This window comes from Ruegeria aquimaris, from assembly GCF_025751555.1.
GTDB classification, from domain to species: Bacteria; Pseudomonadota; Alphaproteobacteria; order Rhodobacterales; family Rhodobacteraceae; genus Ruegeria_B; species Ruegeria_B aquimaris.
Window position 1 is genome coordinate 92,272 of record NZ_JAOWLB010000018.1, and the last position, 15,116, is coordinate 107,387.

At 60.3% G+C, this 15,116-nt stretch carries 14 protein-coding genes; 3 read left to right on the forward strand and 11 right to left on the reverse strand.

The features are described from left to right. Positions 1-16: 16 nt before the first annotated feature. The 4 genes from OE747_RS19625 to OE747_RS19640 are packed head-to-tail and all read right to left on the reverse strand — an operon-like array spanning position 17 to position 3,553. Positions 17-1,174, reverse strand: a complete 1,158-nt coding sequence (locus OE747_RS19625) for a HEPN-associated N-terminal domain-containing protein (RefSeq protein ID WP_088726239.1) — start codon at positions 1,172-1,174, stop codon at positions 17-19. A gap of 59 nt (positions 1,175-1,233) precedes the next feature. After that, positions 1,234-1,974, reverse strand: a complete 741-nt coding sequence (locus tag OE747_RS19630; RefSeq protein ID WP_088726238.1) for a peptide arginase family protein — start codon at positions 1,972-1,974, stop codon at positions 1,234-1,236. A 38-nt stretch (positions 1,975-2,012) separates the two neighbouring features. After that, positions 2,013-2,603, reverse strand: coding sequence for an SMC-Scp complex subunit ScpB (gene scpB / locus OE747_RS19635; protein WP_088726237.1), 591 nt, complete (start codon positions 2,601-2,603; stop codon positions 2,013-2,015). Further along, complete coding sequence (locus tag OE747_RS19640; protein ID WP_088726236.1) at positions 2,600-3,553, reverse strand: DUF1403 family protein; 954 nt, start codon at positions 3,551-3,553, stop codon at positions 2,600-2,602. Before OE747_RS19640 ends, scpB begins: the two co-directional genes overlap by 4 nt. Before the next feature lie 156 nt (positions 3,554-3,709). Between OE747_RS19640 and OE747_RS19645 the strand changes: the two genes are divergently transcribed. Next, positions 3,710-4,807 carry a tyrosine-type recombinase/integrase gene (locus OE747_RS19645; RefSeq protein WP_263830179.1) on the forward strand — a complete coding sequence of 366 codons (1,098 nt, stop codon included), beginning with the start codon at positions 3,710-3,712 and terminating at the stop codon, positions 4,805-4,807. A 12-nt stretch (positions 4,808-4,819) separates the two neighbouring features. Here the strand turns inward: OE747_RS19645 and repC are convergent, their stop codons facing one another. From repC to OE747_RS19665, 4 genes are all read right to left on the reverse strand, one after another. Further along, positions 4,820-6,100 (reverse strand): plasmid replication protein RepC, encoded by a 1,281-nt coding sequence (gene repC / locus OE747_RS19650; RefSeq protein WP_263830180.1) that lies wholly within the window; start codon positions 6,098-6,100, stop codon positions 4,820-4,822. 160 nt (positions 6,101-6,260) lie between these two features. Then, positions 6,261-7,256: a plasmid partitioning protein RepB gene (gene repB, locus OE747_RS19655; RefSeq protein WP_263830181.1), complete on the reverse strand. Its 996-nt coding sequence runs from the start codon at positions 7,254-7,256 to the stop codon at positions 6,261-6,263. Between the two features lie 103 nt (positions 7,257-7,359). Next, on the reverse strand, positions 7,360-8,571 hold the full coding sequence (gene repA / locus OE747_RS19660) for a plasmid partitioning protein RepA (RefSeq protein WP_263830182.1): 1,212 nt from the start codon (positions 8,569-8,571) through the stop codon (positions 7,360-7,362). 492 nt (positions 8,572-9,063) lie between these two features. Continuing rightward, positions 9,064-9,402, reverse strand: coding sequence for a DUF736 domain-containing protein (locus tag OE747_RS19665; protein WP_037207756.1), 339 nt, complete (start codon positions 9,400-9,402; stop codon positions 9,064-9,066). 586 nt (positions 9,403-9,988) lie between these two features. Here OE747_RS19665 and OE747_RS19670 point away from each other — a divergent pair. Together OE747_RS19670 and OE747_RS19675 are read left to right on the forward strand one after the other, a co-directional pair. Next, on the forward strand, positions 9,989-10,381 hold the full coding sequence (locus OE747_RS19670; protein ID WP_263830183.1) for a type II toxin-antitoxin system RelE/ParE family toxin: 393 nt from the start codon (positions 9,989-9,991) through the stop codon (positions 10,379-10,381). Next, entirely contained in the window at positions 10,378-10,671 is a 294-nt protein-coding gene (locus OE747_RS19675) for a helix-turn-helix domain-containing protein (RefSeq protein ID WP_263830184.1), read from the forward strand. Before OE747_RS19670 ends, OE747_RS19675 begins: the two co-directional genes overlap by 4 nt. A gap of 8 nt (positions 10,672-10,679) precedes the next feature. On the opposite strand, the gene OE747_RS19680 is transcribed toward OE747_RS19675, so the two are convergent. The 3 genes from OE747_RS19680 to OE747_RS19690 all read right to left on the reverse strand — a co-directional run. Continuing rightward, the gene (locus OE747_RS19680) at positions 10,680-11,591 is read right to left on the reverse strand and encodes a DUF2493 domain-containing protein (protein WP_263830185.1); all 912 of its coding nucleotides are present in this window, start codon (positions 11,589-11,591) and stop codon (positions 10,680-10,682) included. A 297-nt stretch (positions 11,592-11,888) separates the two neighbouring features. Continuing rightward, on the reverse strand, positions 11,889-12,935 hold the full coding sequence (locus tag OE747_RS19685; protein WP_263830186.1) for a DUF7146 domain-containing protein: 1,047 nt from the start codon (positions 12,933-12,935) through the stop codon (positions 11,889-11,891). Then, positions 12,932-15,116: strawberry notch C-terminal domain-containing protein (locus tag OE747_RS19690; RefSeq protein ID WP_263830187.1), on the reverse strand; the 2,185-nt coding region annotated here is incomplete at its 5' end. The genes OE747_RS19690 and OE747_RS19685, both read right to left, overlap by 4 nt.

Sequence of the window (15,116 nt, forward strand, 5' to 3'; positions counted from 1 at the left end):
CAGCAGGAAGGACAGGTCATGGATATTCAACCTCTACAAGCCGCAGCCAAGCACCATCTTCGGACGCATCGGCATCGACGACGTTTTCAGGGCCGGCAAAGAGCACGACATTGGCGGCCGTAGACCCCAAAGCCGAAACGTAGCGGATGCCGTGGGGGCTTCCTGCAGAGAATGACCAGTCCCTGAAGAACTCAGTAACGATCTGCGTCGGGATGTAGTCGACATTCACACGATTGTCCTGCTCGACCGGCTCCGCCATCTCGCGAGTCAGTTGGTGCAGAAACGACAGGCCCTGACGAACCCGCCGAGGCGCACTCGAAAAGAACCCCGGAATCCGTGGAAGCTCGGCAAGGTCGACCAGGATGATCGGCATCTCGGTTTGGAAGCGCGCCAATACAGGCTCCTTCGCGCGAGCCTCGGCGATTGCAGAGGGACCATCTTCAGCCCCGTAGAACATTGGGATCCCCGGCGGGTTCATTCGGTTTGACTGCAGACAGATGCGGGCGGGTGGCGGGCCAAGGGCGGCAGCCGTAGGTTCGAATGGCGGCACGGTTTGGTTCCGCACGCGATAGTAGGATTGCCCAACAGGCACCGAGCGCACCAATCCGAGTTCATCGATGAGCTCTGCGAGTTCGACAAGAAACATTCCAGCAGAGCGTTCATCCGGGTGCGACACATCGCTTGCGCCGACAGAGTGAAAAAAGAACCTTCTCTCCGACATCGTGATGCGCCGAAAATCGCGCCAGCTATACGTCATGCTGTCGTCGAATTCGAGGGAAAGCCAGTCGTACTCGCACCAGACGTCGTCCTCGATCTCGCAGAGCAGATCGTCCATCAGCCGGTCATGATCTCGAGCTTCGATAGTCAGACCAATCTCGTCGAAGAGCAGTTCTTGCGTATCCCAATGCGACCCCAGGTAACCACCTTCACGGGAATTGTAGGGCAACTGGTCGACCGCGGTGCCGTAGAATGTTCCCATCCTGCGCTCGATGAACTCCGCGATTACTTCAAGGGGCAAAACCTTCCGGCGACGTGCGTGGCAATAGCTGCACCGACCGGGGTCCCCATCATTCCGGATGACGTCCTTGAGATCTTCGTCGCCAAAGCACTTTGTGCAGACGTATCTGTCGGAAATGCTGTCCTGTCGGAAGTTGGCGGGGTCGATGCGGCTCATGCTGTAAGGTATCAAAGGATTGGGGGATCGATAAACTCTGGCTGTAGGTATCTGTCTCGCTACATGGGTTCAACAACATCCGGAAGCTGGAATGCCAGATCGAGTCGCTCCAGAATCCGGGCAGCCAGGGCCTCGGTCGCCGCCCAGCTTGGTGTATAGCTATCCGGCGTCAGGCAAAGCGTAAGAACTCTGATCGTGCCACGATCCATCGCATCCTTGAGGCCTGAAGCGACGGCATCAATGTAGTCATCGGAGACCATCATGCGAATGTCAGACTCAAACTGGCAGTAGAAGTAATCCAGGTCGATGTTGACGATCCATGGCGCTTCCCTTTCGGCAAGCCAATACGAGAGGTTCTCGGGTAGTTCCCATGGCGAACTGTACATCGGATGGCCGAAGTTCGGTGAGTCCCCATCTTCATGGGTTAGGCATCGGAATGTCGTGAGGCTGTCCCCGAACTCCCGCAGGTAGATGGAGAGATAGTTGTCCCAGCGGATGACAGAACAATCGAAGCCGTCGCTCCGGTAGGTCTTTCCGAGGTAAGCGTCGATCCCAGCCGCCCAACTTGGCAAATGTTTAAGCCATTCATCCAAACGGCTCTGAAGTGCGTCGGGATGACGGTCGATGTGTATGAGGGAATGGGATGCGGTGAGATCGAGTTCCTGCAGCCAGCACCACAGGGCTGCACGATGATTGTCCATCACGTAGACATTGCCTGCTCTACAGAGAAAGTTCTGTTCGACGGACCCTGAATGGTTTCGTCCCTTGAAGGGGACGATCCACTCCCATTCGGTTGTCATTCGTGTTCGCCTTTCAATGCTACTCAACCCTCATTTCTTTAGAGTTCCAGTTCTGGCAGGTCACGCAAGCTTTCCAGATCAAACGTCACCAGGAAGGTCTCCGTGGTCACGAAGGTATGCGGCGCACCGGGTCGCGGCGAGCGCGGTCCGCTCGCGATCAGGTCCTTGTAGCGCAGCCGGGCCAGCAGATCGCGGCTCACCTCCTTGCCGAAGATGTCGGCCAGACCCGCCCGGTCGATCGGCTGGTGATAGGCGATGGCGCAGAGCACCCCCATTTCCATCTCGGTGAAGGAGAGCGGCTGGTCACCCAGATCGGCGGCGGCCTTGATGGCATCAGAGAACTGGGACTTGGTCCGGAACATCCAGCCGCCGGCCACCTGAGCCAGCTCGTAGGGCCGCCCTGTCAGCTCCGCCTGGATGTCGTCGATCAGCATCTCGACCGAAGCCCCCTGCCCCACCACGCGCGCCAGGTCCTCACGGCCGACCGGCGAGGCACTCGCAAAGAGCACCGCCTCGATCCGGCCCATCCACTCGCGCCAGCGCAGCTCCTGTGGCAGGTCGTCGAGCTCCCGGTCAAAGACGGCGCCGCCTTCCTCCACCGGTTTCCGCTTTCTGGTCGCGACATTCATGATGCGATCCCATAAAGCCGGAAGGTCGGTCGCCCGGTCAACTCCTGCGCCACGCCCAGCTCGACCAGACGGTCGCAGAACCGTCGCGCCGCGCGGTCGGACATCGGAATGTTGGTGCCACGGATGCGCGGCGACAACATCGAGGCCGGGGCCACGGCATCCTCGGTCAGGAACAGGTCGACCGCGGCCTCCGACCCTTTGGCCCGCAGCTTCGGGGCGACGACCCGAAGCGCCTCGGCGCGGCAGGCGAGGCCCCGCGCCAACCGGATCGTCTTTTCGATGGACTCGAGGATCCGCACCTGGACTGCGAGCTCAGCCCCCTGCCCGTTCGAGGTCAGGTTCCGCAGCGCCGCCTTCGTCAGCCGCCGCGCAGAAATCGGCAACACCGTCTTCCAGTTCAGCAGGCGCGCCAGGACGATGTCTGAAAGCAGGCAGGCGACCCGCTCCGCCCGATCGTCGGCATGGAGCACGTCTCGCAGAACGGCCCCGCTGCCCGCCAACGGCCCATGCGTACGGGCGCGCTCCAATCCCGCATCAAGCCAGACGCCCGCCTCGCCCGCGTACTCTGCGCCAACCAGGTCGGCAATCTCGTCAGTTTCGCCCGCTCGCGGGCGCACGGTGTCTCTCCAGAACGCCAGCAGATCGCCATCGGGTCCCCTTGCCTCGCCCGGCGGCGTCAGATGATAGGCGTCGCGGATATCCGCCTCTCGCGCCAGCCGTCCTTCCAGTTTCGACGTCGCCGTCGCAGCGCTGAGCGCTAGCCGGTTGGCCAGCAGTCTGACCGGCACGCCAAACTTGGGATCGCCGATCAGCTGATCGAGCACTGTTAGTGCAGCGCCCGACCGAAAGGCCACAGTTTCAGGGGTTTTCGCACGCCCGGAGGTGACCCAACCGGGCAACTGCGGTAGCGTGTGAGGGTCGTGGGAGATCGGGGCGGGCTGGTATGTCATGCCACAAGGATATCCCGTCACGGCGCTTTCGTCCACAATATACGGTATAAACCGCCCCACCTTGCTGCTCTCCGCTATGTCCAATAAGTTTGCATTATCGGACACGAATAGATATGCTGGGAAGCAATTCAATTTCATTGCCGGATTCACTGGAAAATGCCCTCAGAGACCGAGAAATCGACGTCAGCGCCCTCTGATGAACTGGATGATGCTCGCGTCGACGAGAGAGCTCAAGAGAAAAGCGAAGACATCGCCCTGCCCTCTCATGTCGCGGGGTCCGGCACGCTCGATCGGCTGGTCGATACAGCCCGCGACTATGCCCGAGCCGCTGCGTCCGAGAACACGCTGAGGGCCTACGCAAAGGACTGGGCGCAATTCGCACGCTGGTGCCGGATGAAGGGTGCGGAGCCTCTGCCACCATCACCCGAGATGATCGGGCTCTATCTCGCGGACCTCGCCTCCGGTTCAGGCCCCTCCCCTGCCCTCTCCGTCTCAACCATCGACCGCCGCCTGTCCGGTCTCGCCTGGAACTATGCGCAGCGGGGTTTCGCACTTGATCGCAAGAACCGGCACATCGCCACGGTGCTGGCCGGAATCAAGCGCAAGCATGCGCGACCGCCGGTGCAGAAGGAAGCCATCCTAGCCGAGGACATCCTCGCGATGGTCGCCACCCTGCCCTACGACCTGCGCGGGCTGCGAGATCGGGCGATCCTGCTGCTCGGCTATGCCGGAGGTCTGCGCCGCTCGGAAATCGTCAGCCTGGACGTGCACAAAGACGATACGCCGGATTCCGGTGGTTGGATCGAGATCTTCGAGAAAGGGGCCCTCTTGACCCTCAATGCCAAGACCGGATGGCGCGAGGTGGAGATCGGCCGCGGCTCCAAGGATCAGACCTGCCCCGTGCATGCTCTCGAGCAATGGCTGCACTTTGCGAAGATCGACTTCGGCCCTGTCTTTGTAGGGACCTCGCGCGATGGCAAGCGCGCCCTCGAGACCCGCCTCTCCGACAAGCATGTGGCCCGGCTGATCAAGCGCACGGTCCTGGACGCCGGCATCCGCTCCGAACTGCCCGAAAAGGAACGTCAGTCGCTGTTCTCTGGCCACTCGCTGCGTGCCGGCCTTGCCAGTTCCGCTGAGGTCGACGAACGCCATGTCCAGAAACAACTGGGACACGCCTCGGCCGAGATGACCCGCCGCTACCAGCGCCGGCGCGATCGGTTCAGGGTGAACCTGACCAAAGCTGCAGGTCTCTGACCCCCAGCCCCATCACGCCGCCTGCCCGCTGAGCCTGCCATAGAAGCTGCGCTCGAGATGCAACTCCCCTGCTCCAGCCTTCTCGACCATGCCGCGCAGATAGCCGCCCGGCGACGAAACCTCGCCTGCGCAATGCTTCTCGAAGACAAGCGCCAGCGCTGCTGTCGCCACCTGTTTGCCCAAACGGTCCTGTGCCACGTTCCAGGCATGCTCGGACACCCCGATCATTGGCCGGAGTTGACCGGCAACACGATGCAAATCGCCCCAATCTTTCAGGAACCCGCCCATATTGCGCGCCCACGACGCGAATTCGGGACAGGCCTGCATCACGGTGGGCAGATCCAGCGCCGCGCGCTTCTTGCGCACCTCAGCAACCCATTCTTCCAGCTCCCTATCAACCTGATCTTCGGTTTGAGCATTGGGCACCATGGCCGCGACTTCCTCATTTTCTGAGGAATTACGAGTTACAGGATCAAGTTGGTTTGTAATTAGTATATGAGGTTCAGAAATGACCTCCCTGGGGTTCATTTCTTGAGTCTTTTCAGAAACCTGTACCTTAGTTTCAAGCGTGTTTTCCACAGGCTGGGCAGCCTCTGTTGCCTTGAGATAGGCCGCCTCGACACGCTCCTGAAGATTCTTGAACCAGCCCAGCAACCGTGCAAGCTGCTCAGAAGCTTCGTGGCGGCGCGGAAGCCGGTCCAATAGCTCTTCGAAGAGACCCATGAACTGCGCCCAGGGCCCGCGCAGCGCGCTGGTGACGGCCGCCTCGATCCGAGCGCGGATCATACGGCGTGCAACCGTGATCTGGCGCTTCAGGCGCTGACAGAGTTCGCGCTCGGCCTGCAAATCGGCATGCAGCTCCTCGAACTCCTCGACACGCGCCGACAGCGGCGACAAATCAAAGCCATAGGCCTCGACGATGCGTCCCTCGGCGTCCCTGCGGCCCCACCGCTTGCCGTTCGGGCTGTCCTGGAAGGAGATCACGCCAATCTCCGCCAGGCGTCGGGCATGGCGCTTGAGCGCGGAGAGCGAGAACCCCGTCTGCTCCATCAGATAGGCGTTCGACGCCCAAACGATCGGGCGCTGCCCCTCCTCCCAGTCCTGGGCCTGGGTGAAGGCCCCGAGCGTGTCGAGGAGCATCATGTCTCCGGCCTTGAGGCCAATGTAGGCTCCTACCCGCTTCACAGCGACAAAAGCCCGCGTTTTGGGTACAGCAACCTGTTCACCGGCTTGGGCAAGCTGCTCTGCAATGCCAAGACCCGGTGTCGGCTTGCGCCAACCTGTATGTTTCATGCCTGTTTCTCACCTCCAGTTATGTGGAGGCAAAAGAAAGCCGTACGCCAAAGTGGCGTTCTTGTTGACAGTGATTCGCGGGAGAGATATCTTCTAAGCGACCAAACTTTTCAGATTAGCTCTCAGGCCACGCTGCTTGGGGGCTTTTCTTTTGCCTAGATCATTGTTCTGACTGCTCCTCTTTCGTCGCGAGGAATTCGCTGTACAGCTGATCAAGCCGACCCGAGAGAAAGTCCCCGAACTCGGTTGAATCTTGTGCCGTAAGCGAAATGCTGAATGCCTTTCCGGAACGACCGATGACTCCCTTGATGCGGCCTTTGCCGGCAGTCCAGGTTCGTTTCTTGGGCGTAGCACGCGTTTTTCGGCGCTTCGGCGCCCTGCCCGCTTCTGCCAGCTTGCTGTGCAGAAACTCAAAGCGAGCATCACTGTCGAGGTTCTGAAACTCGTCGAACTCCAAAGCGTCCTTGAGGATCTTTTCATTCGATGGTTCCGAAGCCAACTTCTTGAAGTCTTCCCAGCGATCACGCCCAATCTGCTTGGCCGGCCCAATCAGTTCGATGACGTGCCGAGGGACGTTCTGCGCCACTGACAGCATCCGTGAAAGCAACGTCCCATCGATGGTAAGGGCGGACTGGATCACGTCCTTTGCTTGCCCCATATCCAAGAGGCTCTTCGCAAATAGGGCCTTCTCAATAAAAGAGAGATCTGCGCGCGCAGTGTTTTCCTGCCCTTGAGCAAGAATGTGAGCCACATCGTCCATTGGTTTTACAACTGCGCGAACCTTACGGCCGAGCGCCGATGCAACTCGCACACGGCGATGCCCGAAGACGATCATATAGCGGCCATCCGCTTCCGGATGCGGTCTAAGCAATACCGGCGTGTCCTGGCGACCCGCTGCGATCGATGCTTTCAGTTCGTCGAAAGCAACATCGTCATCACTAAGCCGATCCGAAACGAATGAAACATCGATCAATTGCGGATCGATCTCGACAATGGTTTCGCCTTCAAGGAGACGCTTCGAGTTCTCCGCAAGGCTATCAATTGAAACCTTCATCGATTTCGAAGCACCGCGCATTGCGTATCCAGAGCGACCGGAATCCTTGGGCTGCTCCGGCGAGCCGGCCATAACGCTCTTCAGGAGGTCTTTGCGAGCCATCAAGCCATCTCCCTTTCGCCCGAATCCAACCGACGCGCAGCGCACTTTTCGACAGTTGCACGGCTGTCAAAACTGGCTCTCTGCACGGCTGTCAAAACCACATTCATTCTCGCCCCCAAGCCTTGTGGATCAGTTCAGCGATTTCGTCGTTCACATCATTCAAAGACGACACTGCGCGGTCGTAAGTAGTCCGCACGAACTGAGACCGTTCAACTTCGTAAAGCGTCTGCTTGGTGATCCCGGCGTCGGAGATCGCCGTAGACTTCAGCACAGGAGCCGACAGCATCTGATTTGGGAACATCGCCTGGAGGAACCCAACCATCTGCTTTTGGGGACCGTCCGTTGGTTCAAATCGCGTTACGAGGTAACGGAACCACTTCAGGCGCATGTTTGCTCCAGCGTCACGAATCGTCTTCATGATCCCGCCCAGCATCAGGAGAAACTGGCTCATCGACATTACGTCCAGCATCTGAGGATGGACCGTCACAATGACCGAGGAAGAAGCGGTGAGAGCAGTGAGCGTGAGGTAACCCAGCTGAGGAGGGCAATCGATCACAACCACGTCATAGCGGTCATCGACCTCGCTAAGCGCCTTCGATATACGGGTGAAGAAGGTGCGGCCCTCATGGGGATCGCTGCTCGTCAAAGCAACCGGGGTATCGTATTCGTACTCTTGAAGCTCGAGACTTGCCGGAACGATATCTAGGTTGGGAAAGTTTGTTGGCCGGATCACCTCTGAGATCGGCTTACGCTCGTCATCATACCGAAGTGTCTCGTAGAGCGAAGGCACGTCGTCGAGTTCAGGCTGAATGCCGTGCAAAGCTGTGAGCGAGGCTTGAGGGTCCAAGTCGATCGCAAGAACTCGATGCCCTTTCAACGCCAAGTGCTGCGCGAGGTGCGCGGCGGTAGTGGTCTTTCCACTTCCCCCTTTGAAGTTCACGACAGACACGACGTGCAGTTCTTCGCCAGGTTGCCGATAGGGGACATAACGGCGTTTTCCGGGGCGGCCATGCTTGTCGAGATAAGCTCTCAGTTCCAGCATCTGCTCGGCCGAGTAGCTGCGCCTCCCAGACGACGATGTTTCGGGTTCAGGACCTTTGCCTTCGAGATGAAGCTTCTTAATGGTCGACTGCGTCACGCCGAGATAGTAGGCAACCTCGGCCAATGAAAACTGACGTAGACCTTTTTGGGCGTCCGGAGGATACTGTTCCTGCCGCAACATATTGAGGCGGTCGGAAATCAACTCTCCTTGCTGTAGGATGATCTCGTCGAAGGGTTGATCCTTCGTATCAGCCGCAAAAGACCGTTCTCGCATCCGCCTGCCCTCTAAATATCGCTTTTTCAGCGATTTCGCTCACTAAAGTGTCATCTACACGGAAAACCGAGTCTTAACAACGATTTTCGCCCGGCGGCTAGTTCTTACCCAATCTACCGGCGTCCCTAGATGTCCCGACAAAGTGTAGCGATCGAAGAATGTAGCTACCCAATATCTAGGGCAAACTGTCACTAGCTCGGATGTGCAGTCAACTTCAACCTCGCGCCAGTTGCGCCTTATCTATCTGTTATTATTTTGTTTTTCTGCGCTGCACGGCTGTCAAAGTGAAAGACACTCGAAGCCTCAGAACGCTAGGGGAACCACGAACTCGTCTCCTCCGAAACAGATTGCGCCATCATCACCTTGAGCCAATTCAGTGATCAGTTGCTTCTACCAAGCGCGCCAACCACTGGTTCCAAAATGCGGGGAATGCGTGTCAGCGTGAAAGGAAACAGCGGGAATCGGCTGGGTTGCCCCAGCCGATTCTTTGCGTCACGCGGCGTCTTTCGGACCCCAGGGGATGACGGCCTGCAGGGACAGATCGTCCTGGTTGGCGGCCTTGCCGAGATTGGCGTTGAAGCCGTGGTCGCGGATGGTCAGCGTGTAGTAGTCGGCGCCGGTCTCCTTGTTCTGCTTCTTCCAGATGCCGCCGCACTCGACCAGCTTGCCGCGCGGGGAGCGGCCGAGGACGCGGTGCGTGGGGGCCATCGGGTTGGTGCTCGCGACGGGTTCGACCGTGATGTCGAGGTCGAAGGTCAGGGTCGAGATGGAGCCTGTGCCCTTGGCGGTTTCGATGTCGGCGCTGGTGAATTTGATGCAGTTCGTGGTCATTGCTCTTCTCCTTGTTTGCGTTGCAATGATGGTCACCTTGCAGCTGGCCAAGGCCCGGCCACACCGAAGGCGAAGCGCAGCGTAGAGGGGCAAGCGCCGGTCTTTTTGGTCCGCGCGGAATGGCCCGCAGGGTCAGGGGAAAAAGATCGGTGACAACCTTTGTGGACGGGACGACAGCTGCGACCAGCATGTCATGCAACTCGGACAAAGGGAGAAGTGCGGTGGCCGCGAAGGAAACTGGGTGAACAGCCGAGGGAGATGCCACGAGGGTCTTGGCTCCTTCCTAACTCACCGAAGATGAGACATAGTCCAGACGTCAAAGTCGCATCCCCAGGATCACTAACGTGCCGATAGTCTTCGCTGAAGCGCCCACGATGCGGAGGAGTGCTCGGCGCGAACAGAGCGTGGAACGAAAGGCTGGGTCGCCACGAGACACCGCAACCATCCAATAGCCCTAAATGACAGCCCGGCTGGTTGGTTCGGTCAGAAAATGCGACAGGACATTTGACCAAGGGCCACCGCTACCAACGGACGGGACATCCTCTCCAGCTCCGGCAAGCGTCGCCGACTTGTCCTTCCAGTGCTCATGCTATACGTCATTGACACATACACCGCCGAAACCTATATGGGACAAGAGATGACACGATTGCAAACAGTGGTAGAACTGCCCGAATTCCAAAGGCGCGCCAAGGCAATCATGTCGGACCAGGAACGTGAGGCGGCGATCAACTTCATTGCCGCCAATCCGGAAGCGGGCATCTCTCTTGGTGGCGGATTGCGCAAGGTCCGCATCCCGAGAGAAGGGGGTGGCAAGAGCGGCGGCTTCAGGACGGTGTATGTCTTTGGCGGGAGCCATATGCCGATTTTCCTGATCACGGTCTTCGCCAAGAATGAGAAAGCCAACCTGTCGAAGTCTGAGCAGGCCGCGGCGGTAGAGATGAGCAAGGCGCTTGTCGCGAAATATGGAGACGCAACATGAGTGCATTTGAATCCGTGTCCAAGGGACTGGAAGAGGCGCTGGCCTTCGCAGATGGCGATTTGGCCGGCGCAAAGGTGCATGAAGTTTCCGTGGCGGAGGTCGATGTCGCCGAAGTTCGGCAACGGACGGGCCTGTCCCAGGCAGAGTTCGCCAAGAGCATTGGCGTCGCGAAAGGCACGCTGCTGAACTGGGAACACGGGCGCCGGCAGCCGACAGGCCCGGCACAGGTTCTGCTGGCCCTTATCGCCAAGAAACCTTCTGTCGTGCAGGACCTTTTGCGCGGGGCGTGAACCGGGGCCTAAGCCCCGATCCTCTTGATGCGAATCCCGAGCTTGCGGGCCTTGTCGACGATGTTCTCTGTGATGCCCGAACCGGGCGTGGCGATCAGACCTTGGGGCATGGTATCGAGCATCTTGTCGTTGCGCTTGAAGGGGGCTGCCTTGCCGTGGTTCTTCCAGTCGGGCTTGAAGACCACCTGGGTGACACCACGGGTATCTGCCCAACGGGCCGCGATCATTTCTGCACCTTTTGGCGTACCACCGTGCAGCAGCACCATGTCGGGATATTTCGCATGGGTGGCATCGAGGACGGACCAGATCAGATCGTAGGCCTGATAGTCCCCGCCCGAAAACGCAATCCGCGTGCCTTCGGGGCAGTGCACCTCGGTCTCCTTGCGCCGCTTTGCCGAGAGATAGGCCCGGCTGTCCACCACGGCGGAGGTCAAGCCGCGATGCGAGACCTTGGATCCGGTGCGGGGCAGCCAGGCCGAACCGGTGGCGGCCGAGAAGTGGTCCACGGCCAGATCGCGCATCTGCTCGAAGGCGTCGCGATGGTCCCAGAGCTTGAGCCCGATCATCTGGAGGCGCTCGAGCTCGACCGAGGCGACCTCGGAGCCGTCCTGGACCGCCAGACTTTCCCGGACCTCGAATTCGTTGTCATCGAGGAGCTTCTGGATATGGGTCAGCCGGCGATGGAAGATCGAGGTGAGAGACCAGAGCATCTCTTCGAGATTGTCTTCCAACTGGCTGCCGGTGAGGAGGCCGATGCTGGTGTCGAAGAGCGTCGCCATGGCGAGTTCGACCTCGTCGGGCTGGGGCAGGGGGCGATGATCGGTCTCGCCGGGCCCGGGCGTTGCGCCGTGAAGTGCCAGGTGGTCGAGGATGGCGGAGGTCACGCCGGTCTCTTCTTGGATGTCTGTCTGATGGGGCATTGTCTGGTTCCTCTGTTTGATCTGACCCGATTTGGATGGGGCGATACCAGGACCGGCGGCGACTGGGCCGCATCCGTCAGGATCGGAGCAACGCGGAGAATGCGCCGCGGGCCGGAAATTGGTTCCGCGAGGAATGAGCCGAAGGCTCAGGGGAATTTTCCGGCTCTCGGCGCATTGCTGCCCGGTCGAGGAGCACTCTGCTCCGACCCGCCGGTCCATCGCACCCCTTATCCAAACGGGATCAGATCGAACCCGCGGAACCTTTGCCCTGTCAGGCATCCCAGAGGAGGTCGGCGGTCACCCATCCTCGATCTCCAGACCTTGTGCTTTCATGGCCTCGAGCAGGGACCGGCGCAGCGCATCTCTTCCAAATGTCCGCAGATCGTCGTTGAAATCGCCCATGGCTGGCACGAGATCGCCACAGGCAATATCAAGCGATTCCAGTTGGTTGCGCAATCTCATCGATGCATTGCGTCCTGCGTCGTCATTGTCCCGCGCGATCCAGATACGCTTGATCCCCGGCGGCGGGATGAAGAGCCCGAGATGGGTGGCGGTGAGACAGGAGGCGAGGTCGAACTCGGGCAGGGCCGTGCCGACCGAAAGGGTATTCTCGAGACCTTCGCCGACGATGAGGTCGGAGCGGCCCGTACCGGACCAGAAACGGGTGGCATGGCCGTGCAGCTGCCCCAAGATCCGTTTCGGGCTCTCGATTTCGGCCAAACCGCCGGTGGACAGGTCGAGATAGACCCTTGCGCATCCGGTGATCTGGCCCCGATTGTCGGTGATCTTCGCGAGCAGGGCAGGGGCCCTTTGCGGCGGATCGGCGTCGTCCGTGCCGTGCCGCAGGAAGACCCGTGGGTGATAGCGCAGCGCCGGACCCAGCCGTGTGATGCCACGCCCCTGCAGATAGGTGGCGGCCAGGGTGCCCAAGACCGGCTTGCCAGCGGCAACGAGTTTACGCGCCCGCGCGATGCGTTTGCTCGAGGCTGCATCCGGACGCTCAGCTCTTTGGGTTCCACGAGCTACGGCAGGACAGGGGGCTTCGCCCAGAAAGGACCGGACCTCCCTCAGCGTTTCCTTCAGCGTGACCAATCCAAGCCGTTCCTGCAGGAGATCGATCAGGTCGCCATATTGCCCCGTCGCATAATCGGTCCAGGACCCGGCCTTGCGCCCGCCTTCCGCCTGGAGCCGGATGGCAAGGCTCTGGCCCTTTGCGCCAGAGGTATCGCCAACCTGCCAATAATTTCCCTGCTTGCGCCCCTCGGGGAAATACTGGCGGCAGAAACTCTCGGCACGGTCTGCCAGATCGGCCGAGAGGTCTGCGATGCTGCGCTGCGCGCTCATGCGGCGGCATCCGCTGCGCTGGCGCCAACAGGATGCTCGGCAAGGATCCGCGTGAGCACGTCAATGCCCTCCACCGGGATGAACACCCGCGTCTTCCACTGGATCACCTCGGTGAAGCAGCCCATGGCCTTCAAGCCGGGCAGGGCCGCGCCCGACGCGCCAATGAGTTCAAGCCTCGACTGCCCCATGACGAGTGAACGGCGCAGTTGATAGTCGCCAAGCAGACTTAAGGTCGTCCTGGCCTCCATCACTACCGCGAAGACTTCCTGCGGCGACATCTCGATCTGGCAATCAAGACCGAGCCGCACGTAGACGTTCAGAAGCTGCTCGTGGCTGACCAAGCGACCGATGGCGCGCTCCCCGTCCTCGGTCTGCAGGCGATAGATGCGCATGTTGTCAGCGGGCAACCGGTCCCAGATCGGCAGAAGGAGGCCGCAGATCAGCGTGATCTTCGATGTAGTGAACTCCGGCACCGCCTCGACTTCGGCCTGCCAGAGCTGTTCGAACATCCGATCGTCGACCTCTTCCCAGTGCGAATTCGAGAACTCTGAAAGCGCGAGGATTTCGGTCGCCATGGGCCGCAGGAGCTTCACCCGAAGCATCGGCACGCCGTCTTCGTCCATGAAAGCCGGCGCATTCACCATCAGCGCCGCGCGTTTGGAGGTTTTGTTCCAGCACAGCATCGCGCCCTTCGTGTCGGCGCAGATGGCTTTGACCCGGGGCAGGGTCAGTGGGTCGTTGCGATCGGTCCGCTCCACGGCCAGGGCGGTGGCCGTCGCCCCCGTCGGCTCATGCTCGAAGATGACCTTGCGATCGATGATCTCGAACTTCTCAGCGCGCAGGGTCTCGAGGCCGACATCGAGCGTTCCCGCCTGGCGCGCGTCTTCGATGATCGCCGACAGAAACCCGCCGAAGGCCTCAAAGATCGCATCCTGCATGTTGATCCGGAGCGCGAGACAGCGATTCAGGAACTGGTGGATCGGTGGCAGGTTTTCTTTCATGGTGCCATCCGCTTCATCGAGCGTCAGCCCGGTCATTTCCTGAAACTTCGCGTAGGAGCAGGCTTCGATCTTGCCCGCGCGCAGCTTGTAGAAAAACTGCCGCAGCGCCGCCCGGGCATAGGGACTCTCGAGGTTGTCTTCGGCGCGAAACATGTTCTGCCCGCCAGTCTCGCGCTGTCCCTTGGTAATCGCCCCAAGCGTGTCGAGGCGACGCGCGATCGTGGAGAGAAACCGCTTCTCGCCTTTCACATTGGTCGCCACAGGCCGGAAGAGCGGGGGCTGGGCCTGATTGGTCCGATTGGTGCGCCCCAGCCCCTGGATCGCGTTATCGGCCTTCCAGCCCGGCTCCAGCAGGTAATGCACCCGAAGGCGCTGGTTCTTTGCCCCAAGATCGGCATGGTAGCTGCGCCCGGTGCCACCCGCATCAGAGAAGATCAGGATGCGTTTGGCATCGTCCATGAAGGCTTGCGTCTCGCCGAGGTTCGACGAGGCGGGGCGGTTCTCGACCTTGAGCCGCCCCTCGCGCGTTTTCACGATGCGCCGCTTGCGCCCCGTGACCTCGGCCACGGCCTCCCCGCCGAAATGCCAGAGGATCTGATCGAGCGCGCCCTGCACTGGAGCGAGCGCCCCAAGATGCTCGATAAGATCATCCCGCCGCCGCTCTGCTTCACGGCAGATGATCGGGTTGCCATCGCCATCGAGGGCGGGGCGCGAGCGCAGATCGCCATTCTCGTCAGTGTATGGCTCGAAGAGCTGCGTCGGGAAGCTGTGCATCAGGTAGTCCATGATGTTCTCCCTCGGCGTAAAATCGACCTGCAGATCATCCCAGTCCGAAGGAGGAATGTCCTCGAGGCGGCGCTCCATCACCGCCTCGCTGGTCGAGACCACCTGGATCACCGCCGAATGCCCCGCCGCCAGGTCCGCTTCGATGGCGCGGATGAGTGAGGGGCATTTCATGGCGGTGATGAGGTGATTGAAGAAGCGCTGCTTGTTGCTCTCGAAGGCCGAACGCGCGGCGGATTTCGCCTGAGGGTTCAAGGTGCTGGTCTCGGAGGAAATACCCGAGGCCTGAAGCGCGGCCTCAAGGTTGCTGTGGATGATCTGTAATCGCGAGGACGCGATAATGCGAAGGAACGCGGCACCATCGCTATCATTTGAGGAGTTCTGGGTTACGTCCTTC

Excerpts from the sequence above, each read along its gene's own strand:
- OE747_RS19640 (WP_088726236.1), bottom strand. The coding sequence starts at position 3,553 with ATGACATACCAGCCCGCCCCGATCTCCCACGACCCTCACACGCTACCG.
- OE747_RS19630 (WP_088726238.1), bottom strand. The coding sequence starts at position 1,974 with ATGACAACCGAATGGGAGTGGATCGTCCCCTTCAAGGGACGAAACCAT.
- repC (WP_263830180.1), bottom strand. The coding sequence starts at position 6,100 with ATGAAACATACAGGTTGGCGCAAGCCGACACCGGGTCTTGGCATTGCA.
- scpB (WP_088726237.1), bottom strand. The coding sequence starts at position 2,603 with ATGAATGTCGCGACCAGAAAGCGGAAACCGGTGGAGGAAGGCGGCGCC.
- OE747_RS19645 (WP_263830179.1), top strand. The coding sequence starts at position 3,710 with ATGCCCTCAGAGACCGAGAAATCGACGTCAGCGCCCTCTGATGAACTG.
- OE747_RS19685 (WP_263830186.1), bottom strand. The coding sequence starts at position 12,935 with ATGAGCGCGCAGCGCAGCATCGCAGACCTCTCGGCCGATCTGGCAGAC.
- OE747_RS19680 (WP_263830185.1), bottom strand. The coding sequence starts at position 11,591 with ATGCCCCATCAGACAGACATCCAAGAAGAGACCGGCGTGACCTCCGCC.
- repA (WP_263830182.1), bottom strand. The coding sequence starts at position 8,571 with ATGCGAGAACGGTCTTTTGCGGCTGATACGAAGGATCAACCCTTCGAC.
- repB (WP_263830181.1), bottom strand. The coding sequence starts at position 7,256 with ATGGCTCGCAAAGACCTCCTGAAGAGCGTTATGGCCGGCTCGCCGGAG.
- OE747_RS19665 (WP_037207756.1), bottom strand. The coding sequence starts at position 9,402 with ATGACCACGAACTGCATCAAATTCACCAGCGCCGACATCGAAACCGCC.
- OE747_RS19675 (WP_263830184.1), top strand. The coding sequence starts at position 10,378 with ATGAGTGCATTTGAATCCGTGTCCAAGGGACTGGAAGAGGCGCTGGCC.
- OE747_RS19670 (WP_263830183.1), top strand. The coding sequence starts at position 9,989 with ATGCTATACGTCATTGACACATACACCGCCGAAACCTATATGGGACAA.
- OE747_RS19625 (WP_088726239.1), bottom strand. The coding sequence starts at position 1,174 with ATGAGCCGCATCGACCCCGCCAACTTCCGACAGGACAGCATTTCCGAC.